This is a genomic window from Streptomyces racemochromogenes (genome assembly GCF_039535215.1).
GTDB classification, from domain to species: Bacteria; Actinomycetota; Actinomycetes; order Streptomycetales; family Streptomycetaceae; genus Streptomyces; species Streptomyces racemochromogenes.
Genome location: NZ_BAAAWT010000001.1, coordinates 2,471,635 through 2,493,709, shown reverse-complemented (window position 1 = coordinate 2,493,709; position 22,075 = coordinate 2,471,635). Strand labels below are relative to the sequence as shown.

Here is a 22,075-nt window from a genome sequence, read left to right as displayed (position 1 = left end):
ACGAAGAACGGCGAGGTAGTACGGCTCATGAACTCACGCCAGCGCCGCGGCGTCATCCTGCTCCTGCTGTCGGTCCTGTGCGCCCTCGCCGCCTTCGCCGGGGTCCTCGTCGTCATCGGCGACGTCAACTCCAAGGTCGGGGCCGAGGTCGTCGCGTACCGCGTCAAGAGCGACATCGCACCGTACAGCTCCCTGACGGCCGGCCAGTTCGAAGAGGTGAAGGTCCCCAGGCGCTGGCTCTCCGACACCGCCGTCGACGACCTCGGCGCGCTCCGCGGCAAGATCGCGCTCACCACCCTGAAGAAGGGCTCCCTGCTCCAGAGCGACATGTTCGTCGACAAGCCGCAGCTCCAGGCGGGTGAGCAGGAGATCGCCATCATGATCGACGCGGCCACCGGCGTCGCCGGCAAGATCACCTCGGGTGCGAAGGTCAACATCATCGCCACCTTCAAGGGCGCCAAGGAGACCGACCCCTCCCGCTCGGTCATCATCGTCGCCAACGCCCGCGTCCTCGGCGTCGGCAAGCTCACCGCCCTCGAGAAGGACGGCGACCGCAAGGGCCCCGCCGAGGCCGTCCCGATCACCTTCGCCCTGAACACGAAGGACACCCAGCGCGTCGCCTACGCCGAGTCCTTCGCGGAGCACGTCCGGCTGGCCCTGGTGGCCCCCGGAACCGACTCGGCCCCCAGCACGGCCGACCGCACGTACACCCTCGACGGGGACAAGTGAGGCGCCGATGACCACTCGAATCCTCCCCGCGGCCGGCGACCCGGACGCCGCCCGCTCCATCACGGCCCTGCTCAGCCAGCTGCCCGACGCCGAGCCCGCCCCTCCCGTCCCCGACTCCACCTCCCTCCTCGACATGCTCGGCCGCATGGCCGCCGAGTCCGTCGACGAACTCCCCGAGGTCGTCCTCGTCCACGAGCGGATCGGCCCCGTCCCCGCCCTGGAACTCATCCGCGAGGTCGCCCTGCGCTTCCCGGCCGTGGGCGTCGTCCTGCTCTCCTCCGACGCCGGCCCCGGACTGTTCTCCGCCGCCATGGACTCCGGCGCGCGCGGCCTGGTCGCCCTGCCCCTCTCGTACGAGGAGCTCAGCGCCCGCGTCCAGGCCGCCGCCCTGTGGGCCGTCGGCGTACGCCGCCACCTGGGCGGCGGGGCGGAGGCCTTCACCGGCCCGGGCGGCCGGGTCGTCACCGTCAGCGGGGCCAAGGGCGGGGTCGGCACCACCTTCACCGCCGTCCAGTTCGCCCTCGCCGCGGCCGCCTCGGGCCGGCGCACGGCCCTCGTCGACCTCGACCTCCAGGCCGGGGACGTCGGCTCCTACCTCGACGTGCAGTTCCGCCGCTCCATCGCCGACCTCGCCGGCATCCAGGACATCTCCCCCCGCGTCCTCCAGGACGCCGTCTACGAGGACCGCACCGGGCTGGCGCTGCTGCTCGCCCCGGCGGAGGGTGAGCGCGGCGAGGAGGTCGACGAACGCGCCGCCCGCCAGGTCATCGGCGCCCTGCGCGCCCGCTACGAGCTCGTCGTCGTCGACTGCGGCACCCAGGTCACCGGAGCCAACGCCGCCGCCGTGGAACAGGCCGACACGGCGGTCCTGGTCACCACCCCCGACGTGGTCTCCGTACGCGCGGCCAAGCGGATGGTCCGGATGTGGGAGCGGCTCCAGGTGCGCAAGGCCGAGGACACCGCGGTGGTCGTCAACCGCTGGAGCAAGCACACCGAGATACAGCCCTCGCTGATCGAGAAGATCACCAAGACCCGGCCGGTCCGCACGCCGGTCCCCGCCGCCTTCAAGGAACTCCAGGCCGTGGTGGACGCGGGCCGGGTCCAGGACCTCGACAACCGCTCGACGGTGAAACAGGCCCTGTGGGCGGTGGCCGGCGAGCTGGGCCTGCTCTCGGCACCGGACAGGGCACCGGTCCCGGTGCAGCCGGGCTCGGGCTCGGCCCTCGCCGTCCGGGCGGCCGGCCCGGTGGCCCGGCTGCGGCGCGGCCGGGAGGGCTGACGCGTGCGCCGGGGGCGGTACCGGGGCGGGGACCGGGGGCAGGTGGCCCTGGAGTTCGTGGGCATGGTGCCGCTGATCCTGCTGCTCGTCGCGGCGGTGTGGGAGTGCGTACTGATCGGCTACGCGTTCTCCCTGGCCGGGAACGCGGCCGACGAGGCGGCTCGCGCCGGTGCGGTACGGGGCGACGGGGCGTGTGCGGCGGCCGCCACCGAGCACATCGGGGGCGCGTGGAACCTCACGACCGGCTGCGGGCCGTCCGGCGACGTGTACAAGGCCACGGTCCGGCTGGAGATCCCGGTCTTCTACCCCGGCCTGAGCTTCGGCCGGATCAGCGGCGAGGCCGGCGCGGCCATGGAGAGGGAGGCGAACTGAGATGCCCCGCCACTGCGATCAGCGGCCCGGCCCGGGGCTCGTGCCGGGCGGTACGCCCGCGCCCGGCGCAGGAGGTCCCGCGGCCAGGGCGGGCCGCCGGGGCGACCGGGGCCAGGTGGCCCTGGAGTACATCGGCTTCGTGCCGATCCTGCTGTTCGTCGCGCTGTGCGGGATCCAGCTGGGCTGGATCGCGTACGTCCACGAACAGGCCGACACCGCCGCCCGCACGGCGGCCCGCGTGGAGGCCCGCAAGGGATCGGGGGGTGCCGCCGCCGGCCGGGCGGCGGTCCGCGGCGGCCTCACGGCCGATGTGGCCATCAGCAAGAGCGACGACGCCGTCACCGCCACCGTGACGATCAAGGTCAACGTCATCGTGCCCGGACTGGACGTCCCCGACGCCAAGGCCACCGCAGTCATGCCCAACGACGACCCGACCGGAGCCCGCCCATGAGCCTGCGTTCCCGGGTCAGCACCCCCGACGACCGCCACAGCCCCCGCGAGGACGGCCGGCTCGTCTCCTCCTACCGCGCCAAGCTGCTGGAGGAGATCGACCTCGCCGAGATGTCCGCGCTCGCGCCCGCCGAGCGCCGGGCGCGCCTGGAGCGCGTGCTCGGGCACATCATCAGCCGCGAGGGCCCCGTCCTCTCCACCGCCGAGCGCGCCCAGCTGATCCGCCGCGTCGTCGACGAGGCGCTCGGCCTCGGCGTGCTCGAACCACTCCTCGAAGACGCCTCCATCTCCGAGATCATGGTCAACGGCCCCGACCAGATCTTCGTGGAGCGCTCCGGCCGGGTCGAGCAGCTCCCCATCCGCTTCGCCTCCCACGAGCAGCTGATGCAGACCATCGAGCGCATCGTCTCCACCGTCAACCGGCGCGTGGACGAGGCCAATCCGATGGTCGACGCGCGCCTGCCCAGCGGCGAGCGCGTCAACGTCATCATCCCGCCGCTCTCCCTCACCGGCGCGACCCTCACCATCCGCCGCTTCCCGCGCGCCTTCACCCTGCACGAGATGATCGCCCTCGGCTCCCTCGACGAGCAGATGCTGCTCCTGCTCTCCGGGCTGGTCCAGGCGAAGATGAACCTGATCGTCTCCGGCGCCACCGGCACCGGGAAGACCACCCTCCTCAACGCCCTCTCCGGACTGATCCCCGAGGGCGAGCGCGTCATCACCATCGAGGACTCCGCCGAGCTCCAGCTCCAGCAGGCGCACGTCATCCGCCTCGAATCCCGGCCCGCGAACGTGGAGGGCAAGGGCCAGATCACCATCCGCGACCTCGTACGCAACTCCCTGCGCATGCGCCCCGACCGCATCATCGTCGGCGAGGTCCGCGGCGGCGAGACCCTCGACATGCTCCAGGCGATGTCCACCGGCCACGACGGCTCCCTCGCCACCGTCCACGCCAACAGCTCGCAGGACGCCCTGATGCGCCTCCAGACCCTCGCCTCCATGTCCGAGGTCGAGATCCCCTTCGAGGCGCTCCAGGACCAGATCAACAGCGCCGTCAACGTCATCGTCCAGCTCACCCGCTTCGGCGACGGCTCGCGCCGCATCACGGAGATCTCCATCCTCGACTCCCACGGCCGCGAGCCGTTCCGGATCACCACCGTGTGCCGTTTCATCGCCCAGCCCATGGGGGCCGACGGGCGCGTGCACGGCTACTTCGCCTACGCCCCGCTGCCCCGCCGGATCGCGGAGCGCCTCTACATGAGCAACCAGCCCATCCCCCAGGCCTTCGGGGTCGCCCCGCCGGAGGACTACCCCGACCCGCTGACCTCCCGGACCGTGCTGTGACCAACCTCGTTCTCCTCACCCTCGGCGCCACCCTGCTGGCGGGCCTGTTCGTCTCCCTCGGCGTGCACGCGTACGCGGCCGGGCTCGCCCAGCGCGCCGCCCTCATCGACCGGCTCTCCGCCGAGGGCGCCCCCGAGCCCGCCGGCCGCCGACGCCGCTTCCAGGGCCTGGACCGGCGCCTGCGCAGGACGCGGCTGGGCCGGCGCATCGAACTGAAGCTGGCGACCACCGGCCTGGACCTCACCCCGGGCGAGTTCTTCGCGTACGTACTGATGGCCGTCGCCGGGGTGTGGCTGGTCTCCGCCTCCCTCCTCGCGCCCTTCTTCGGCCCGGTGGCCGGCCTGATCGGGCTGTGGGCCGCCAACGCCTTCCTCAACTGGCAGCGGGCCCGGCGCACGGAGCGGTTCATCAACCAGCTGCCCGAGCTGGCCCGCATCCTCGCCAACGCCACCCAGGCCGGGCTCGCCCTGCGCACGGCCGTCGGGATCGCGGCGGAGGAGCTGGAGGCCCCGGCCGGGGAGGAGCTGTCCCGGGTCGCGGACCGGCTCGCGGTCGGCCACTCCATCGAGGAGGCGCTCGGGGAGATCGTGGAACGGCTCCCGTCCCGCGAGCTCGTCGTCCTCGTCTCCACCCTCGTGCTGTCCGCCCGGGCGGGCGGCGCCATCGTCGGCAGCCTGCGGAACCTGACGGTGACCCTGGAGCAGCGCAAGGAGACGCGCAGGGAGATCCGTACGCAGCTCTCGCAGGTCACCGTGACCGCCTACCTCGTCCCGGCGATCGGCCTCGGCTCCCTCCTCCTCGTCGACGTGATGATGCCGGGCGCGCTGGACCGGATGACCGGCGCCTGGATCGGGCAGACGGCGGTGCTGACAGCGCTCGGCCTCTTCACCCTCGGGTTCGTCCTCATCCGCCGCCTGTCGAAGATCGACGTCTGAGGGGCCGGCCACCGCGATGAACACCTACCTCCCCCTCCTGCTGGCCCTGGCCACCGCCCTGTCCGTCTTCGGGATCCTCCACGGCATCCGGCTCTACCGCGCCGACGTCAAACTCCCGACCGACCTCGCCCTCGCCCTGGAGGTCGGCGCCACCCGCACGACCGCCGTCGGCTCGGTCGTCGACCGCCTCGGCATCCGCTGGGCGCCGCTGGTGCTGCGGCTGATGGGGCCCAAGCAGGTGGCCCGCAAGCGCCGCCAGATCGACATGGCGGGCAACCCGGCCGGCCTCACCATCGACCGCTACGCCGCCCGGCGCGCGGTGTACGGCTTCCTGGGCGGCCTCGGCGCCCTCGCGATGCTGATGAACGGCAAGCTCGTCCCCGCCCTCCTCATGACCGCCTTCGGGCTGTTCTGGATCGAGGCCGGGCTGTGGTCGGCGATCCGGATCCGCCGGGACAACATCGAGCGGACCCTGCCGGACTTCCTGGATGTCCTCGCGGTCGTCGTCAGCGCCGGACTGGGCTTCCGGCAGGCCCTCGAACGCGTAGCGGGCAAGTACGAGGGCCCGTGGGCCGACGAGGTCCGGATCACGCTCCAGCAGATGGACATGGGCGTCAGCCGCCGCCAGGCCTTCGACGAGCTGCGCCGGCGCAACGACTCCGAGCAGGTCGCGCAGTTCGTCACCGCCCTCCAGCAGGGCGAGGAGCTGGGCTCCCCGATCGTGGAGACCCTCATCGCCATCGCCGAGGACATGCGGCGCACGGACGCCCAGAACGCCCGCCGGCGGGCCGCCCGGGCCGTCCCCAAGGCCACCTTCGCGGTGACCATGTTCATGCTGCCCGGGACCCTGATCCTCCTCGTCTGCGGCTTCGTCTACGGCGCGAACGTCGACTTCGGCGCGCTGCTGGGGGGCGGCTGAGCCATGCGCCTGGAAGCCAACGCCCTCCAGGCCCTGTGCAGGCAGGTCTTCGCGGTCCGGCTGGTCATGATCCCCCTGGGTGCCCCGCTCGCCCTGGGCCGGACGGCGCCGGGCGCCCCCACGTACCTGGTGGCGGCCTCCGTGGCCCTCACCTTCCTCCTGTCGTACGCCCTCTTCCGCGACTGGGAGCGCTTCGGGCCGCTGCTGCTGCGCCACCGGTGGCTGCTGGCGGCGGACATGGCGGTGGGCGCGCTGCTCCTGGTCACGGCGACCCCGTCGTCCCCGCTGGGGCTGGTGGCCCTGGGCACGCCGCTCCTCTCCGGCCTCGTGTACGGCTGGCGCGGATCCGCCGTCTTCGCGGCGGCGCAGACGGTGGTGGTGGCCGCTCTGGGCGGCGGCCTGGTCCTCTCCTTCCTGTGCGTCCTGTCCGGCGCGGCGGGCTCCTCCGTCCGCGACTTCCTCTTCCGCCTCTCCGAGACCCGGGCACGGCTGACGGCGGCCGAGGCGGTCCGGGAGGAGCGGGAACGGCTCGCGCGGGAGATGCACGACTCGGTCTCCAAGACCCTGCACGGCCTGGCCCTGGCCGCCGACGCGCTCGCGCGCACGTCGGACCCGGACCTGGTCCGCAGGCAGGCCGAGGAGGTGGCCTCGGCGGCCCGCCGCGCGGCCTGCGAGTCCCGTGCCCTGCTGACGGACCTGCGGGCCGATCCGGTCCCCCTCCTGCCGGCGCTGCACGCGCTGGACGCGCGGGTCCGGGTCTCGGGCGCGGTCCCGGCCCTGCCCCCGTCCGTGGCCCGGCACGTGGTCGCCGTGGCCGCGGAGGCGGTGGAGAACGCACGCCGCCACGCGGAGGCGTCCGAGACCCTGCTCACCGTCTCGGCGACCGGTACGCACCTCACCGTCTCGGTGGAGGACGACGGCCGGGGCCTGCCGGCGCGGTTCCCGTCCGCGGGCCACTTCGGCGTGCGCGGCATGCGGGAACGCGCGGCGGCGATCGGAGCCGCCCTGTCCCTGGGCCCCCGCCCGGCCGGCCGCCCGGGCACCCGTGTCCGTCTCTCGCTCCCGCTGGAGGGGATCCGATGACCCCGACCCCGACCCCGACGACCCCGATCGACGTCCTGATCGCCGACGACAACCCGGTGGTGCGGGCCGGGCTGAGCGCGCTGCTGGCCACCGCGGGGGACCTCCGGGTGGTGGCGCAGGCCCGCGACGGCAGGGAGGCCCTGCACCTGACGCGGGTCCACGCCCCGGACGTGATCCTGCTGGACGTCCGGATGCCGGGGGTGGACGGCATCTCGGCGCTGCCGCACCTGGTGTGCCTGGCGCCGGTCCTGATGCTGACGTACAGCCAGGAGGCCGACCAGATCCGCGAGTCCCTGCTGCTGGGCGCGGGCGGGTACCTGATCCACGGCGAGTTCACCGCGGACGAACTGGTCCGGGCGGTACGCGACGCCCGCGCCGGCCGCGCCCACTTCACCCCGACGGCGGCCACGGCGGTCCTCGCGGAACTGCGGGCCTCTTCGCAAACGCAACCTTCTGTGGCACAGTCGACGGAGCGCGTGCACAACTCCGTTGTCTTCGGGCTGAGTTCGCGGGAGGTGGAGATCATGGACCTGATCGCGTCCGGCATGAACAACCAGCAGATCGCGGGCGCCTGCTTCATCAGCGAGAAGACGGTCAAGAACCACATCAACCGCATCTTCGCGAAGCTCCAGAGCGCGAGCCGCAGCGAGGCGATAGCCCGCTGGCTGGGAACCGCCCGTCCGGGGGTGACCGGTCGTGGGTAGACGCCGTGCGCAATGGGACCGTATTTGGGCCCCGGGACCCTTGGTTATCTCTCGTCACTCCCCGTACCGTCCGCAGATCGACAGCGGAACCGGACCGGGAGGGACCCCCTATGTCGAACAACACGCTGACCAGGTTGCGCAAGCGGTACGCGGGCAAGGGTGCGAGGGATCGCGGGCAGACGGCGTTCGAGTACCTGGGGATCATCCTGGTGGTCGTGGTGATCATCGGGGCGATCGTCGGTACGGGTATCGGACAGGCCATTACCACCAAGATCACAGGAGCGGTCGCGAGCATCACTGCGGGGAAGTGAGGCAGCAGGGGTTTCGGGACGAGCGGGGGCAGGCGTTCCCCGTCTACATCATCGTGGTGGTGGGCCTGCTCTTCGCCGCCCTGGCCTTCTTCGTCGTGGGGCAGGCGGGGGTCACCCGCAGCAATGCGCAAGGTGCTGCGGACGCTGCTGCCCTTGCAGCGGCCGGGGAGGCCCGGGACAACACCTTCACCGGGCTGGACCTGTTCGGTCTTACGCCCGCGGACTGGGCGAAGCTCGTGCACGGTGACCTGCTCACGGGGCGGGGAGCGTGTGCCAAGGCGGTCGAGTTCGCGGCTCTGAACGACGCCGTTGCCGAATGTGAGGCGGCCATCCCGGAAGTCAGCGTCACCGTGACCACGAACGGGACCGTCGGGGAGTCCGTGGTGCCGGGCACTGAGAGCGTTCACGGCAAGGCCACGGCCAAGGCCCGCATCAAGCCCCGCTGCTCACTGACTTCGGCCCCGGCCCCTCCGTCTCCCACACCGACCCCGGACCCGACGTCCAGCCCGACCGCGAGCCCGAACCCGAGCTCAACGCCGGGGCCGGGAAGCGTCAAGTTCGTCTGCGACGGGGAGGCACTCACTTTGGATCTGGCGCATCCGGGCTCACTGAACAAGCTGGCGAAGGCGCTGTTCACGGTCCGGCTGATCGATTGACACGTACACGAGATAAGGAAGCTGCATAGATGAGCACTCGGCGCTCGGCGAAGATCCGTGGGGGAGCGGCTGCCGTAACCGTGGCCGTGCTGGCGCTCACGGTGGCGGGCTGCGGTGGGGGAGGCGATGACAAGCCCAAGGCTGCCAAGGACTCGTCAGCGGCACCCCAGGGGGACGCGCCGAAGTCGCAGGCGCCGACTGGTGGTTCCAAGCCTACGCCGACGGTGGTGCTCGCCACTGCCAACGGTGAAGCCGGCATGACGTTGACCATCAACAAGGCGGCACGTGACGCCGGTGGATTCCTGACGGTGGAAGGCCAGCTGAAGAACACGGGCACAGCTCCCTACGTCAACACGGCACCATGGCGCGGAAACGAACTCAACTCCAGCGGGGTTTCGGTTGCCGGCGTGACCCTGGTCGACAAGGCCGGAAAGAAGCGCTACTACGTCCTCCGGGACACCGACGGCAGGTGCCTGTGCACCACGGGGCTGGCCATCATCGAGCCAGGCCAGTCGGTACCGTTCTTCGCCCAGTTCCCGGCGCCACCTGCCGCCACCACGGAGGTGGAGATGAGTCTGCCCACCTTCGCCACGGCCACCGTCAAACTCTCCGGGTGACCCCATGACACAACGCCACCGCGCAGCCGCAGCCACCGCCGTAGCCGGGCTCGTCATCGCCGGCACCCACCTCCTCGGCGCGACGAGCGCCCACGCCGACGACCCCAAGCCCTCCGTACCCCCCGGCACGGAGCCGTCCGCCGCCGCGCCCGTGCCCGTCGACCCCAACGCCCCCGGCCTCAAGATCCCCCAGGGCGGCACCCTCGCCCCCGTCAAGGTGCTCGACATCGCCGAGGTCGTCGAAGACCTCGGCGGCGAGCAGCGCCGCCAGGAGACCAACCAGAACGTCATGATGGCCCTGCAGTCCGAGGTCCTCTTCCCGGAGAACAGCGCCGTCTTCAACGCCCAGGCCGCATCCCGCATCCAGGCCATCGCGCAGGAGATCAACACCCAGAAGGCCACCCGCATCCGCGTCTTCGGCTTCACCGACGACCAGGGCAGCTACGAACACGGCCAGGAGCTCTCCAAGCAGCGCGCCGACGCCGTCCAGGCCGAGCTGGCCAAGACCGTCACCAACCCCGGCGTCACCTATGACGTCCGCGGCTACAGCGAGGACTACCCGATCGCGGACAACAGCACCGAGGAAGGCCGCAAGAAGAACCGCCGGGTCGAGATCACCTTCCCCCGCGGCGCGGCCGGCTAGGCATCGGCGGGACCGTGCCCCCGTGGGGAGCGGGTCCCGCCGACGGGACACGGGAGACGGTCACCAGTACATGACCGACGCGCCCCCGGAACCCCAGGTGGAGTACATGCGTACGCGGAGGACGTAACGGCGACCCGCGAAGAGCTTGACCTCGAAGCGGCCGTTGCGGTCCTCGCCGCTGTCGTCCTCTCCGGTGACGAAGCGGAGGTCCTCACCGCCGGCCGCCTCGAAGAGGACCATCTTCACGTCGGCGTTGCCGAAGGTCCCGAACCGGTAGTTCTGGCTGGCATCGGGGACCACCTCGAAGTCGGCCTGCTCTCCGGAGCCGAGGCCGAGGACCGCCGACTGGAACGGCTTCAGCTCGGGCACGTGGGGCGACAGCGGCGGATACCAGGTGCGCACGTACTCCTTGTCCTGATCGGACAGCTTGAGCGGGGAAGGGATGCCGGCGTTCCGGTATTCCTCCGGCTTCTTGATCAGGCCGGGTTCGAAGCCGTACTCCATGACCGACTTCACGTCCCACTTCGAGCCGGTCACCTGGTGCGTCGAGAGCTTGCGGATGATGTTGTGGTAGGTCGTCTCCCGCGGCCAGAAATTGGGGGAGCCCGCCATGTAGCGGTAGACCTCGTCCTCGTCCCACTCGATGCCGGCGAACGGGTTCTGGTGTTCATGGCAGAAGCCGATCGCGTGCCCTATCTCGTGACGGACCGTGGCCTTTCCGTAGGGCGTGGTCGGATCCCATCCGAAGTTCATCGTGGCCTCTGCGGAACCGATGCCGAGGCAGTCCGTACCCACGTAGGACCAGGAGCCGTCATCGGCGAAGGTGATCCGGATCTCCGCTTCCGGAGGGTTGTCCTCGGGACGGAACCGCAGCCCGATCCCGAGGCTTTCCCACTCCTCGAAACCGTTGTGGACCTCGGTCAGCCACGCCTTGGCCACACCGTTGCCGGCGCCGTCGAGGAAGCTGTACCGCACCTGGGTGCCGTTCACCCACTTCGACCGGTTGGCGAGTATCGCCCTGGTCCGGGGAAGGCTCAGGTCCGGGGGTAGTTCGGGGAGTCTCTGCGGAGGCTGGGCGCAGTACCGCCGGGCAGTCTCCTCCTGCTGAGTGGCCATGGTGGTGCTCCTGACTTCGTACTCGAAGCTCTGGAGACGAGTGATCACCGTCGACGAACCAGGGTCGAACCGATTCCCCCGGATTTCATGCTGCTCCTGATGCCGCTGCCGTGCATCCCGGGGCGGCGTGCGTCCGTTCGTGGGGCGTGTGTGGGCCGATCTGCTGACGTCGGCTCCTGCGGACTCAAGGCGCCGGGGTTGTTGTCCGTTTATCCCAAGGACGTTCATACCCCTTTCCTTCCGGAGGAGCGCTTGATGAGTCGTGAGCACAGGGCCACGTCCCTCCTTGGCCCCGTCGCCCGCAGTCGGGCCTGGGCCGCGGGGGGCGCGCTGGCCGCCCTCTCGCTCGTGCTCGTGGGCGTGGCCGGCCCGGCCGTCGCGGCGGGGACGCCGACGGCACCGGCCGCGGCCGGCGTGAGCAACCCGTGCGCCTCGCACGACCACCCTGACGCTGACGGCCGTCCGTCGAAGGGCGGCGGCTCCGAGGACGAGGACGAGGACGACGACGGCGACGATTACGGGACCCGGCGCCAGGACAAGTGCCCGCCGAAGGGCGTCCCCGGTCCGCCGGGACCGGCAGGCCCACAGGGTCCGGCGGGCCCCAAGGGCGAGACCGGCTCGCAGGGCCCGGCGGGTGAGCGGGGCGAGACGGGCGCGACGGGGGCCCAGGGCCCCCAGGGTGAGACGGGCGCGCAGGGTCCGGCCGGTGCGCAGGGGCCCCAGGGCGAGACGGGCGCCACCGGTGCGCAGGGTCCGCAGGGTGAGACGGGCGCGCAGGGTCCGGCCGGTGCGCAGGGGCCCCAGGGCGAGACGGGCGCCACTGGTGCGCAGGGCCCGCAGGGCGAGACCGGCGCCCAGGGGCCCCAGGGTGAGACGGGCGCCACTGGTGCGCAGGGCCCGCAGGGCGAGACCGGCGCCCAGGGGCCCCAGGGCGAGACGGGCGCCACTGGTGCGCAGGGTCCGCAGGGCGAGACGGGTGCGACCGGGGCCCAGGGCCCCCAGGGTGCGACCGGGGCGCAAGGGCCGGTCGGTCCCACCGGGCCGTGCGTCGACGTGTCGACCTCGTGGGACGAGGCCGAGGTCAAGTACAAGGCCGTCCTGCTGCCCAACGGCACCGCGCTGGCGGGCGTCTACGACTTCAACGCCCCGAACCCCGTGCGGCCCGCCTATACCTGGTACGACCTCTCCGCCAACTCCACGGGCTATCCGCCCAACCCCTGCGGCATCACGATCGCGGAGACCGGCAACGACGTCATCGTCGAAGTGGTCACCACCACCGGGGAGATCTACGAGACCACCTGCCCCGTGAACCGCGGCGAACCGGACCGCCTCGACTGTCCCACCACCCGGATCTGGACCCCGGCCGTGCCGCAGCCGCCGGGATCGACCCCGCCGCCGCCCCTCGCGAAGAACGGCCCGCGGCGTCACTGACCCGTCACGCGGTCGCCCCAGGGGGGGAGCCGTCAGATGGGGTGCGGGGGGGACCATCAGGTTGTAGATCTCCACGATCTTCGTGTCGAACTGCGGCGCCCCCAGATCCTGCGCGGCGGGGATCAGGACCTCCTCCAGGAAGCGCTCGTAGTCGTCCTTCGACTCCCACACGTCGATGACCACCCACCCGTCCGGGTCGCCGGGCATCGCGGCGTGGGAGATGAGCCCGGCGGGCGGTTTCGTGACGTCGGGCATGACACGGTCGTGCAGGGCCTGGTAGCCCTCCCGGTCCCAGCCCGCGCCCGTGTTCTGCACAAGAACGGCCATGGCCCCTCGCTTCCCGATCGCCCCCCGAACACGACGCTACGCCGCCCGGCGCCGGGCGGCGAGGCGGTCCGGGCGGCGTCCGGGCAGGGGATGGGCCTCGCCGGCCTCGATGTCCCCGATCGGCGCGGGCCCGGCCCTCCCCGTATGCCGCTGACGTTTGTCACTTTCGTCCGGCCCCAACTCGGCCCAGGGTGGCAGGAGATGGACGTGGCGAGGGGGGAGCGGGCGCGTGACGGCGGCGGAGTGGGTGACGGGGGTGGTGACCGCCGGGCCGGGCAGGGCCGGGGTCGCGAGGGTGTGGGCGCGGTCGCTGGTGGAGGTGGTCCGGCGGCGGCCGGCGGTGCCCGGGGTACGGCACTCCGCCGGGGTGCGGCAGCTGGTTCTGCCGCTGGTCGCCGTCGAGATCGTGACCTCGTTCCTCGTGTCCTCGATGATCCCGCCGCCGGTCCGGCCCGCCCACGCGGCGCTGGAGGCGCTGCTGATCACGGGCGGGCTCGCCCTGGTGGCCGCCCTGGTGCGGCATCCGCACCAGGTGGACGCCGAGCGGCTGGTCCTGCGCACCGGGTTCCTCGGAGAGGTGGCGTTGCCGCGCTCGGCGGTCCGGTCCGTGTCGCCCGTCATCCGGACCGTGGGCGGCCGGGGGCCGCGGCCCGTGCCGGGGGAGCCGGGGGCGGTGGCCTGCTCGGTGGGCGGCTCGCTGGACGTGGCGGTGCACCTGGACCCGCCCGTACGCCTGGACCTGGGCACCGCCGGGGTGGTCGACGCCAGGACCGTCTACGCCTCCGCCGATTCCTTCGCCGCCCTTTCCGCCGCCCTGAGGGCGGTGTAGGAATTCACTCCGGATTTCCCCGTCGGGGAAATTCGGCGTGAAAGTGTGGATGCGAAACGTTTCGGCGTATCCGGGCGCCGTGCAGGAGAGGTGGATCCGCCCTGTGCAGGGGTGCGGCGCAACGGACGGCCCGGTGTGTCGGATCATGGATTTTCGGCCATCTTTGCAGGTGGGGAAGGGTGTCTAATTTGCGCCCGAAGAGGGTTTATTGGCCATTCGGCGGTCATCGGATCATCTGGTGACTGCTCGTTCCGGGTGAAGGGCTCGTCCAATCCAATTGACCGGCAAGTGCTCCCTGATATCAATTTCCGTGTGCTCGGATCCGAGCCGGATGACCCCCTCCTTTTGGCTTGAGTCAATCACTCCTGCCCGCGTCGAGAATGGAATCCGCATCATGGCCCTCGCCCCCCGCAAGACGCTCGCCCTCGCCGTGCTCGCCCTGACCGCCTCCCTCCTGCCGGCCGGTACGGCCGGTGCCGCGGGCGCCGCCCAGCAGGCCGCCGTTCCCGGCCGGTACTGCCTCGCCAACGCCTGGGGGACCCCGAACGTCTCCACGAAGCCCTGCGACGCCGCGGACCAGGGCCAGCACTGGACCGTCTCCGGCCACCAGATCGCCCTCACCAACGCCCGCGGCTACTGTCTGGCCAACAACTGGGGCACCCCGGACGTCTCGACGAAGCCGTGCAACCCCAACGACCAGGGGCAGTACTGGAACGTCGCCGGCCAGAAGATCTCCCTCGCCTTCGCCCCGGCGTACTGCTTCGCCAACGCCTGGGGGACCCCGAACCTCTCCACGAAGCCCTGCGACTCCGCCGACCGCGGACAGAACTGGGTGGTCTTCAACGACCAGATCAGCCTGGCCCTCGTCTGACCTCCCGCTCCCGCGCCCGGGGCCGCAGCCTCGGCGGCCCCGGGCGCGGGGCGTACACCCCCTAGTCCTCCACGATCACCGGCATGAGCATCGAGTACGTCTCCTCGTCGTCGCCGCGGCTGATGGTCAGCGGCCTGGGGCCGGTCCCGGCCTCCAGGACCAGCCGGTCCCGGTCCGCCGCGGCCAGGGCCTCCAGCAGGAAGGCGCGGTTGACGCCGATCCGGTCCCCGGGGGAGGCGTGCTCGCGGACCGAGACCGGCCCCCCGTCCGTCACCTCCAGCACGCTCACGTCGTACGCCGCGCCGTCCTCCTCCCGCACCTGGCTCCGTACCGGCCCGCCCAGCAGCGCCTCCCGGAACGCGGGCACGTCCACCGGGGCCCGGCGTCCGGCCGGCAGCCGGGAGAGCCGGCGGTAGTCGGGGAAGCCGGTGGCGCCGCACCGGCCGCCCGCCTGCCGCTCCCCGGCCTCCAGGACCACCCGGTCCCCCTCGACCCGCAGCTCCGCCGACCCTTCGGCGCCGAGCAGCGCCCGCATCGCGTCGGCCAGCGGGGACGGGACGACGGCCTGGACGCGGGAGCCGTCGTACTCCCCTTCCCCGGCGCCGGTGACGCCGGTCGCCGAAACGGCCAGCCGGTACCGGTCGGTGGCGACGACCCGCAGCGTCCCGCCCTCGGCGTCGAACAGGACGCCGCCGAGCATGGGCAGCTCCGGATCGGTGCTCGCGGCGAACCGGACCGCGTCCAGCGCCGCGGCCAGCCCGGGCGCGGACACGGTCAGGCGGACGGGGGCCGTGTGCGGATGGGCGAAGGTCGAACTCATCGGGGTCTCCCTGGCGTCGAGAAGGTCACGGACCGTGGAGAACGCGCGGCGCGCGTCGCAGAGCCCCCGCTCCAGCCGGAGCAGGTGCTCCGAGAGCAGCTTCAGCACCAGGGCGGTGTCGGACCCGGACCAGCCGGCCGTCACCAGCCGGATGTCGGCCAGCGGCATCCCGGCCCGCCGCAGGTGCGCCAGCAGCCGTGCCTCGTCCAGCTGGCCGGGCCCGTACCAGCGGTACCCGCTCACCGGATCCACCCAGTCCGGGACCAGCACCCCGGCCCCGTCGTAGAACCGCAGCGCGCTCACGCCGAGCCCGCTGTCCCGGGCCATCTCACCGATACTGCGCATCCCGCTCTCGTTCCCCACGGCCGGAACTCTGCTCCCTCCACCAGGTCGAGGGTCAACCCCGCACGGTGACCGTGCATATGATCGGACCCATCCGTGATGGGGGGAGCGTCATGCCGGGGGATGTCGACCAGGACCAAGCGGGCATGCGCCTGAACTCCGGTCCGGGGCCAGGGCCGTTGGCTCCTGGCGGGCCCGGGGACTTCGCCTCGACGCCGCAGCAGAAGAAGGCGGCGGCGGGCCTGATCGAGACCGAGTTCGAGCCGAACACCAAGAAGGCCGCCGAGCACGCGGACGGCGCCACCGCAGCGGCCCAGAAGGGATTCGACGGCTGGGACACGGCCGCCGGACTCAAGAAGGTCGCGGAGACCTGGGACCAGCAGGCGCGGTCGCTGATGGGCCGGCTCGCCGGGGAGAAGACGGCGCTGCGGGGGGCCGCGGGCCTCTTCGCCGGCAACGACGTCGCGGTGCACGACCAGTTCCAGTCCCAGTCGAAGCTGAACCACCTCTGAGGGGCCCGTGGTGCTGACCTACGGCGAAGTGATGACCACGGACCTCGGCCTGCTGACGGCGGCGGCCGCCAAGTGGGACGCGATGGCGGGCGAACTGCAGAAGGTCGAGACCCGCTACGGCGAGACCATCCAGAAGATCACCCTCGGGAACGACTGGTCCGGCGTGAGCGCTGGGGTGGCCCGCACCAAGTTCACGGCGACCCGCTACGAGTACTCCGCCGCGCAGAACCAGGCCAAGGCGATCGCGAGCCTGCTGCGCGGGGCCCACGAGCAGCTCACCGACCTCAGGAGGAAGCTGGAGAGCGCACGCGACGACGCGGTCGCCGCGGGCATGGCCGTGTCCGCGGAAGGCCGGGTCGCCTTCGACTTCGCCCGGCTCACACCCGCCGAGCGCAGCGCCTACCAGCACGACCCGGACGGTCAGGCCACCGTCCGCACCGCCGTCGAGAAGTGGCAGAAGCACCTCGACGACCGGGTGAAGGCCGTCTCCGACGCCGACACGCACGTGAAGGACGCCCTTGAATCGGCCGTCGTCGACAGGAACCGGGACGCCCTGGGGCAGGGCAGCGGCGCCGACGAATCCCTGACCGGCTTCAACAACTACGCCGAGGGCGACCTGGCGAAGGCCGAGAAGTACGTCCCGCCGGTCATCCGGGACCGCGAGGACCCCGTGACGGTGACCGGGCCCGACGCCGGCTTCACCGTCAGCGGCATCAAGTACGGCAAGGAGGGCTCGGTCAAGGCGTACGCGGACCTCTTCCACGCCACCGCGAAGGGGGAGGGTGAATTCGGGGGGCTGAAGGTCTCCGGAATAGAGGACGTGTACGCGGGGGTCAGGGGGACCGCGAACTACGGTGCCAGCGAAAAGGGCGTCAGCGGCAAGGCCGAGGCGTCCGCCGGCCTGCGGATGCTGGAGGAGGTCCGGGTCGAACGCGGTTCGCACGCCGCCTACGGGCGCGTGGAGGGGTTCGCCGGGGGCGAGGTCAGCGGCACCGCCAAACTGAACAGGGAGGAGGTCACCATCGGGGCGAAGTCCTTCGCCGGGGTGAAGGGCACCGTTGCCGGCGGTGTCGAGTCCGGTGGTCTGGGCGTCGGTGTGGTGGCCGAACCATGGGCGGGTGCCGGCTGGGAAGGGTCCTTCGGCTGGCGGAAGGACGAGAAGACCGGCGCGTGGAAGGTCGGCGGGAAGGCGGGCGCCGCCGAGCTCTTCGGCGGTGCGGTGGGGCTGGAGATCACCGTGGACCCGGGCAAGATCAAGAAGACCGCCGGTGACGTGGCCCACGAGATCGGCAGCTGGTTCGACTGATGTCCGTTTCCGCGCAAGGAGGTTCAGGGATGCCCACGACACTGCCCGTGCCGATCGCGTTCACGCTGCCGACGGGCTGGCGGCCCGTTCCGGCCTTTCCCGACGTCGCCTACGCCGCCGTGCACCCGCAGCCGGACGCCGGGTTCGCGGCGAACATCACCGTCGACGGCGGGCTGCCCAAGGAGGACGTGATGCCGGCCGAACTCGCCGACGCGTCGGTCGAGCGGCTGCGGGAGTTCGCCGACTCGGTGGTGGTGACCCACCGCCAGGAGCTCGGCTCCGCCGACGCGCCCGCGCTGGCCCAGCGGGTCACCTTCTCGGCCGTCGCGGGCGACGACCGCCGGGACTTCGTCCAGTCCCAGGTCTACCTGTTCCTGCCGGACGGCGAGGACCCGCGCCAGCGCGCCCTGGTCCGGCTGGCGCTGACGTCCACCGCGGACCAGTACGAAAGCGTCCTGGAGGACTTCCAGGACTTCGTGCGCACGGTACGCCCGGACGACGGGGCGGAGGACTGACCATGGGCCGCGTCTGGGACAAGGTCACCGGCACCAAGTACCCCGACAGGGGGATCAAGCCCCTGCCCACCATGGAGCTCCGGGAAGCGCTCCTCGCGCTGGGCGGCCCCGACGCGCTGTTCCGCGTACGCCACGCCTTCCCGAAGGAGAAGGCCGACCTGGTGGCGGAGCGCCGGATCGCGAAGCTGGACCTGACCGTCAAGATCCGGCTGCGCCTGGTGCCCGGCACCCGCGAGGTGCGGACGCTCGAAGAGCAGTGGGGCAACCTCTCGCACGAGTACTCCGGCAGCAGGCAGTACGGCCGCGGGGGCTCGACCCGCATCGCCCGCGAGTGGGAGTTCCAGAAGGGCCCGGACGGCCGCCGGCGCCTGGTCGAGACCTTCCGCTACGACTCCCGCGACATGAAGGACCCCCTGCGCAACACGGTCCTCGCCGCGGGCTGGACCTGGCGCGGCGTCCTCTTCAGGTGGTGACCGGCCCCGGCCGGCTCAGCCCGCCGTCTTGAAAGCCGTCGTGTCGATGTCGCACGAGAAGGGGGCGGGTACCGGCAGGGGGGTGCCGAAGGAGACCGTCCTGTGGGCGCGGTAGCCCTGCGGGGAGGGGTCGGAGAAGCAGGTGATCTCGTCCTCCTGCATGTCGACCACGAGGTACACGGGCACCAGCTGCCCGTACACCTGGAGCTTCTCCTGCCAGTCGGCGTCCCTGGTGGAGGTCGACGTGAACTCCGCTACGAGGCTCAGGGCCTCCCCGTCACCGTGCCGCTCCTCTGTCAGGAACGCGGCGCGGTAGACGACGTAGAGGTCAGGCCCGTAGGCACGGCCGACTGATGGGAAGCTGAACAGGAACGGTGCGTGGGTGGCCACCTGGTCTGCCGCGACGTGCTCCATCAACTGTTCCCGCAGGGATTCCATGGGGATGAAGTAGCGAAGCCTGGACCACGGTGACACGACGATCTTCCCCCGGATGAGCTCGGCCTTGTGGCCGTCTGGCGTGTTCATCTCCTCGACCGTGCGCAGCACGTCCTCGAAGGTCCGTTCCCCCTCGGTGACCTCTATGGGCCGGGGTCGCTCGATCATGGCTGTCACCGTGGTCCTCCGGGCGGCGTCGGTGTCTCGTCACGCTGCGTGCCTGTTCCCAGGCTAGCGCGGCGGACCGACGGCCGCCCCGGCCGTGAGGGCGCTCACCCGTTCGGGGGCGCGTCCGCCCCCAGCAGGCGCAGTGCCGCCTCGCGGGCGCGGAGGGCCGGTTCCGGGCCGGGGGTGAGGGCGGCCACCACCGTGGCGCCCTCGGCCAGGATGAGGAGCTGGTCCGCGAGGGCGGGGGAGGAGTCGGTCAGGGTGCCCAGCAGGGAGCGCAGCTCCGCCTTGTGGCGGCGTACGACGTCCAGTACCGCCGCGGGGCCCGTGCCGAGCTCCCCGTACGCGTTGAGGAAGGCGCAGCCGCGGAAGCCGGGCTCCGAGAACCACCGCGCCAGCCAGTCGAACACCGCCGCCACCGGTTCCTCGGCCGCCGCCACCGCCTCCCGCAGGCCGCCGATCCAGCGGGCGTCGCGCCGCTCCAGGTAGGCGGCGACCAGCGCGTCCTTGGCCGGGAAGAGCCGGTAGAGCCGCTTGAGCGGTACGCCCGACTCCGTGCGGATGCGGTCCATGCCGACGGCCTGGACGCCCTCGGCGTAGAACAGGGCCTCCGCCGCGTCGAGCAGTCGGGTGCGGGCCTCTTCGTCGTCCATGGGGTGAAGGGTAGTGCAGAACCGCTTGCGTTGAGAACGCTCGTTCTCTACTTTGAGAACGAACGTTCTCCGCCTCCCGATCCGAGAGGAACCCGCCGTGCTCAAGCCCCCGTTCACCGAGGAGACCGCCCGCGCCAAGGTGCAGGCCGCAGAGGACGCCTGGAACACCCGCGACCCCGAGCGCATCGCCCTCGCCTACTCCGAGGACTCCGCCTGGCGCAACCGCGACCGCTTCCTCACCGGCCGCGCCGAGATCCGCGCCTTCCTCGCCGAGAAGTGGGAGCGCGAGCTGGACTACCGCCTGCGCAAGGAGCTGTGGGCGTACACCGGCAACCGCATCTCCGTCCGCTTCGAGTACGAGTGGCACGACGCCGGCGGCCAGTGGTGGCGCAGCCACGGGAACGAGCAGTGGGAGTTCGACGACGACGGCCTGATGCGCCGCCGCGAGGCCAGCATCAACGACGTCCCCATCGAGGAGTCCGAACGGCGGCTCCGCGCCTGACCGACCGTGTCCGTCCCGTACCCTCCTGTCCCGTTTCGGTAGTTTGGCGTGGCGTACGCGCCGGGCGATGCGCGCGGGCAGGAGGTGCAGGCCGGTGCCGGAGTCCAGGCGCGGGAAGCGGGCGGCGCGGGCCGCCGGGGCCCTCGACGAGCGGCTGCCGCTGGCCGAGCTCACCCGCGGGGCGCTGCGGAAGGTCTTCCCCGACCACTGGTCCTTCCTGCTGGGGGAGCTGGCCCTCTACAGCTTCGCCGTCCTGCTGCTGACCGGCGTGTACCTGTCGCTCTTCTTCGACCCGTCGATGCGCGAGACCCCCTACCAGGGCTCGTACGAGCCGCTGCACGGCGTCCTCATGTCGCAGGCCTACCTCTCCACCCTCCGCATCAGCTTCGACGTCCGCGGCGGCCTGCTGATCCGCCAGATCCACCACTGGGCGGCGATCGTCTTCCTCGCCGCCATCGGCGCGCACATGCTCCGGGTGTTCCTCACCGGCGCCTTCCGCCGCCCCCGCGAGCTGAACTGGGTGATCGGGGTGACCCTGTTCCTGCTGGCGATGCTGGAGGGCTTCGCCGGCTACTCGCTCCCCGACGACCTGCTGTCCGGCACCGGACTGCGCATCGCCCAGGGCGTCATGCTGTCCGTCCCCGTCATCGGCACCTACCTGAGCTGCTTCGCCTTCGGCGGCGAGTTCCCCGGCCAGGACATCGTCCCCCGCCTCTACCCCGTGCACGTCCTGCTCGTCCCCGGCCTGCTGCTGGGGCTGGTCACCGTGCACCTGCTGCTCGTGTTCCACCTCAAGCACACCCACTGGGCGGGCCCAGGCCGCACCGCCCGCAACGTCGTCGGCCTGCCCTTCTTCCCCCAGTACCTGGCCAAGTCCGGCGGCCTCTTCTTCGCCGTCTTCGGGGTCCTCGCCGCGCTCGCCGCCGTCGCGCAGGTCAACCCGATCTGGGTGTACGGCCCCTACCGCGCCGACCTGGTCTCCGACGGCTCCCAGCCCGACTGGTACATCGGCTTCCTGGAGGGCGCCCTGCGGCTGATGCCCGGGGTCGAGACCCGCCTGTGGGGGCACACCATCTCCTGGAACCCCCTGGTGACGGCCGTCCTCATGCCCGGCCTGCTGTTCACCGTGCTCTACGCCTACCCCTTCTTCGAACGCTGGATCACCGGCGACACCGGCGAGCGGCACCTGTGCGACCGCCCCCGCGACCGGCCGGTCCGCACGGCCCTCGGCGCGGCGGCCCTCTCCTGGTACGCGGTGCTGCTCCTCGCCGGGGCCCAGGACATCCTGGCGTTCCTCTTCGCCCTGCCCCTGCCCCCGCTGACCTGGACGCTGCGCGCCGCCCTCTTCGCCGTGCCGGCGGCGGTGTTCTGGCTCACCCGGCGGCTGTGCCTGGCCCTCCAGTCGCACGAGCGGGAGCTGCTGACGGACGGTGCGGAGACGGGCCTGGCGGTGCAGGACGCCGAGGGCGCCTTCCACCCGCGGTACGAGGCGCTCCCGCCCGGGGAGCGGTACACCATGCTCGCCCGGGACCTGCCCGCACCGCTGGAGTACGACGGCGACCCCACCCGGTCCCTGCCGCGCCGGGTTTTGTCCCGCACCCGGGCGGCCGTCAGCGTCTGGTTCCACCGCGACCGCGTCCCGTACCCGCTCACCCCCGAGCAGCGCCGCAAGGCCGCCGCCACCCTCGTCGGACCGGACCGGCCCGAGGACCCCGGGCCCCCGCGGGGCTGAG

Annotated in this window: 26 protein-coding genes; 22 read left to right on the top strand and 4 right to left on the bottom strand. The window is 71.9% G+C overall.

What is annotated here, in order from left to right; all coding sequences use genetic code 11:
- Positions 1-27 precede the first annotated feature (27 nt).
- The 13 genes from cpaB to ABD973_RS11195 all read left to right on the top strand — a co-directional run bounded on the left by cpaB (position 28) and on the right by ABD973_RS11195 (position 10,042).
- A complete protein-coding gene (gene cpaB / locus ABD973_RS11255; RefSeq protein ID WP_125822292.1) occupies positions 28-729 on the top strand; it encodes a Flp pilus assembly protein CpaB in 702 nt (233 codons plus the stop codon).
- Positions 730-736: 7 nt separating this feature from the next.
- Positions 737-2,008: a CpaE/TadZ family protein gene (locus ABD973_RS11250; RefSeq protein ID WP_345500054.1), complete on the top strand. Its 1,272-nt coding sequence runs from the start codon at positions 737-739 to the stop codon at positions 2,006-2,008.
- 3 nt (positions 2,009-2,011) lie between these two features.
- Positions 2,012-2,380, top strand: coding sequence for a TadE/TadG family type IV pilus assembly protein (locus tag ABD973_RS11245; RefSeq protein WP_345500052.1), 369 nt, complete (start codon positions 2,012-2,014; stop codon positions 2,378-2,380).
- 1 nt (position 2,381) lies between these two features.
- Complete coding sequence (locus tag ABD973_RS11240) at positions 2,382-2,831, top strand: TadE/TadG family type IV pilus assembly protein (RefSeq protein ID WP_345500051.1); 450 nt, start codon at positions 2,382-2,384, stop codon at positions 2,829-2,831.
- Positions 2,828-4,174, top strand: coding sequence for a TadA family conjugal transfer-associated ATPase (locus tag ABD973_RS11235; RefSeq protein ID WP_125602753.1), 1,347 nt, complete (start codon positions 2,828-2,830; stop codon positions 4,172-4,174). Before ABD973_RS11240 ends, ABD973_RS11235 begins: the two co-directional genes overlap by 4 nt.
- Positions 4,171-5,109 carry a type II secretion system F family protein gene (locus ABD973_RS11230; RefSeq protein ID WP_125822295.1) on the top strand — a complete coding sequence of 313 codons (939 nt, stop codon included), beginning with the start codon at positions 4,171-4,173 and terminating at the stop codon, positions 5,107-5,109. Before ABD973_RS11235 ends, ABD973_RS11230 begins: the two co-directional genes overlap by 4 nt.
- Before the next feature lie 16 nt (positions 5,110-5,125).
- Positions 5,126-6,028: a DUF5936 domain-containing protein gene (locus tag ABD973_RS11225; RefSeq protein ID WP_125602755.1), complete on the top strand. Its 903-nt coding sequence runs from the start codon at positions 5,126-5,128 to the stop codon at positions 6,026-6,028.
- A 3-nt stretch (positions 6,029-6,031) separates the two neighbouring features.
- Positions 6,032-7,111 (top strand): sensor histidine kinase, encoded by a 1,080-nt coding sequence (locus ABD973_RS11220; RefSeq protein WP_345500049.1) that lies wholly within the window; start codon positions 6,032-6,034, stop codon positions 7,109-7,111.
- Positions 7,108-7,815, top strand: a complete 708-nt coding sequence (locus tag ABD973_RS11215; RefSeq protein ID WP_345500048.1) for a response regulator — start codon at positions 7,108-7,110, stop codon at positions 7,813-7,815. Before ABD973_RS11220 ends, ABD973_RS11215 begins: the two co-directional genes overlap by 4 nt.
- A 110-nt stretch (positions 7,816-7,925) precedes the next feature.
- Positions 7,926-8,126 (top strand): hypothetical protein, encoded by a 201-nt coding sequence (locus tag ABD973_RS11210; RefSeq protein WP_345500047.1) that lies wholly within the window; start codon positions 7,926-7,928, stop codon positions 8,124-8,126.
- Positions 8,123-8,782 carry a pilus assembly protein TadG-related protein gene (locus ABD973_RS11205; protein WP_345500046.1) on the top strand — a complete coding sequence of 220 codons (660 nt, stop codon included), beginning with the start codon at positions 8,123-8,125 and terminating at the stop codon, positions 8,780-8,782. The genes ABD973_RS11210 and ABD973_RS11205 overlap by 4 nt, the downstream gene beginning before the upstream one ends.
- 29 nt (positions 8,783-8,811) lie before the next feature.
- A complete protein-coding gene (locus tag ABD973_RS11200) occupies positions 8,812-9,399 on the top strand; it encodes a hypothetical protein (RefSeq protein WP_345500045.1) in 588 nt (195 codons plus the stop codon).
- 4 nt (positions 9,400-9,403) lie between these two features.
- On the top strand, positions 9,404-10,042 hold the full coding sequence (locus tag ABD973_RS11195) for an OmpA family protein (RefSeq protein WP_125602761.1): 639 nt from the start codon (positions 9,404-9,406) through the stop codon (positions 10,040-10,042).
- Between the two features lie 60 nt (positions 10,043-10,102).
- Here ABD973_RS11195 and ABD973_RS11190 read toward each other — a convergent pair whose 3' ends face one another.
- Complete coding sequence (locus ABD973_RS11190; protein WP_125602762.1) at positions 10,103-11,158, bottom strand: M12 family metallopeptidase; 1,056 nt, start codon at positions 11,156-11,158, stop codon at positions 10,103-10,105.
- 255 nt (positions 11,159-11,413) lie between these two features.
- Here ABD973_RS11190 and ABD973_RS11185 point away from each other — a divergent pair, with 255 nt between their 5' ends.
- From ABD973_RS11185 to ABD973_RS11175, 3 genes are all read left to right on the top strand, one after another.
- On the top strand, positions 11,414-12,589 hold the full coding sequence (locus ABD973_RS11185) for a collagen-like domain-containing protein (protein ID WP_345500044.1): 1,176 nt from the start codon (positions 11,414-11,416) through the stop codon (positions 12,587-12,589).
- Between the two features lie 556 nt (positions 12,590-13,145).
- Positions 13,146-13,745, top strand: a complete 600-nt coding sequence (locus tag ABD973_RS11180; protein ID WP_345500043.1) for a hypothetical protein — start codon at positions 13,146-13,148, stop codon at positions 13,743-13,745.
- A 394-nt stretch (positions 13,746-14,139) separates the two neighbouring features.
- The gene (locus ABD973_RS11175; RefSeq protein WP_164720946.1) at positions 14,140-14,616 is read left to right on the top strand and encodes a ricin-type beta-trefoil lectin domain protein; all 477 of its coding nucleotides are present in this window, start codon (positions 14,140-14,142) and stop codon (positions 14,614-14,616) included.
- Between the two features lie 61 nt (positions 14,617-14,677).
- Here ABD973_RS11175 and ABD973_RS11170 read toward each other — a convergent pair whose 3' ends face one another.
- Positions 14,678-15,781: a DNA polymerase III subunit beta family protein gene (locus ABD973_RS11170; RefSeq protein WP_164720947.1), complete on the bottom strand. Its 1,104-nt coding sequence runs from the start codon at positions 15,779-15,781 to the stop codon at positions 14,678-14,680.
- A gap of 143 nt (positions 15,782-15,924) precedes the next feature.
- Here ABD973_RS11170 and ABD973_RS11165 point away from each other — a divergent pair, with 143 nt between their 5' ends.
- The 4 genes from ABD973_RS11165 to ABD973_RS11150 are packed head-to-tail and all read left to right on the top strand — an operon-like array spanning position 15,925 to position 18,584.
- Positions 15,925-16,290 carry a hypothetical protein gene (locus tag ABD973_RS11165; RefSeq protein ID WP_345500042.1) on the top strand — a complete coding sequence of 122 codons (366 nt, stop codon included), beginning with the start codon at positions 15,925-15,927 and terminating at the stop codon, positions 16,288-16,290.
- A gap of 31 nt (positions 16,291-16,321) precedes the next feature.
- The gene (locus ABD973_RS11160) at positions 16,322-17,596 is read left to right on the top strand and encodes a hypothetical protein (RefSeq protein WP_345500041.1); all 1,275 of its coding nucleotides are present in this window, start codon (positions 16,322-16,324) and stop codon (positions 17,594-17,596) included.
- 29 nt (positions 17,597-17,625) lie between these two features.
- A complete protein-coding gene (locus ABD973_RS11155) occupies positions 17,626-18,111 on the top strand; it encodes a hypothetical protein (protein WP_345500040.1) in 486 nt (161 codons plus the stop codon).
- Between the two features lie 2 nt (positions 18,112-18,113).
- Complete coding sequence (locus ABD973_RS11150; protein ID WP_125822309.1) at positions 18,114-18,584, top strand: hypothetical protein; 471 nt, start codon at positions 18,114-18,116, stop codon at positions 18,582-18,584.
- Between the two features lie 15 nt (positions 18,585-18,599).
- Here the strand turns inward: ABD973_RS11150 and ABD973_RS11145 are convergent, their stop codons facing one another.
- Positions 18,600-19,187, bottom strand: a complete 588-nt coding sequence (locus ABD973_RS11145) for a Uma2 family endonuclease (RefSeq protein ID WP_345500039.1) — start codon at positions 19,185-19,187, stop codon at positions 18,600-18,602.
- Between the two features lie 104 nt (positions 19,188-19,291).
- Positions 19,292-19,840: a TetR/AcrR family transcriptional regulator gene (locus ABD973_RS11140; protein WP_345500038.1), complete on the bottom strand. Its 549-nt coding sequence runs from the start codon at positions 19,838-19,840 to the stop codon at positions 19,292-19,294.
- Positions 19,841-19,937: 97 nt separating this feature from the next.
- On the opposite strand from ABD973_RS11140, the gene ABD973_RS11135 reads away from it, so the two are divergent.
- Positions 19,938-20,342, top strand: a complete 405-nt coding sequence (locus ABD973_RS11135) for a nuclear transport factor 2 family protein (RefSeq protein ID WP_185910976.1) — start codon at positions 19,938-19,940, stop codon at positions 20,340-20,342.
- Between the two features lie 67 nt (positions 20,343-20,409).
- The gene (qcrB, locus tag ABD973_RS11130; protein WP_345500037.1) at positions 20,410-22,074 is read left to right on the top strand and encodes a cytochrome bc1 complex cytochrome b subunit; all 1,665 of its coding nucleotides are present in this window, start codon (positions 20,410-20,412) and stop codon (positions 22,072-22,074) included.
- Position 22,075: the final 1 nt, after the last annotated feature.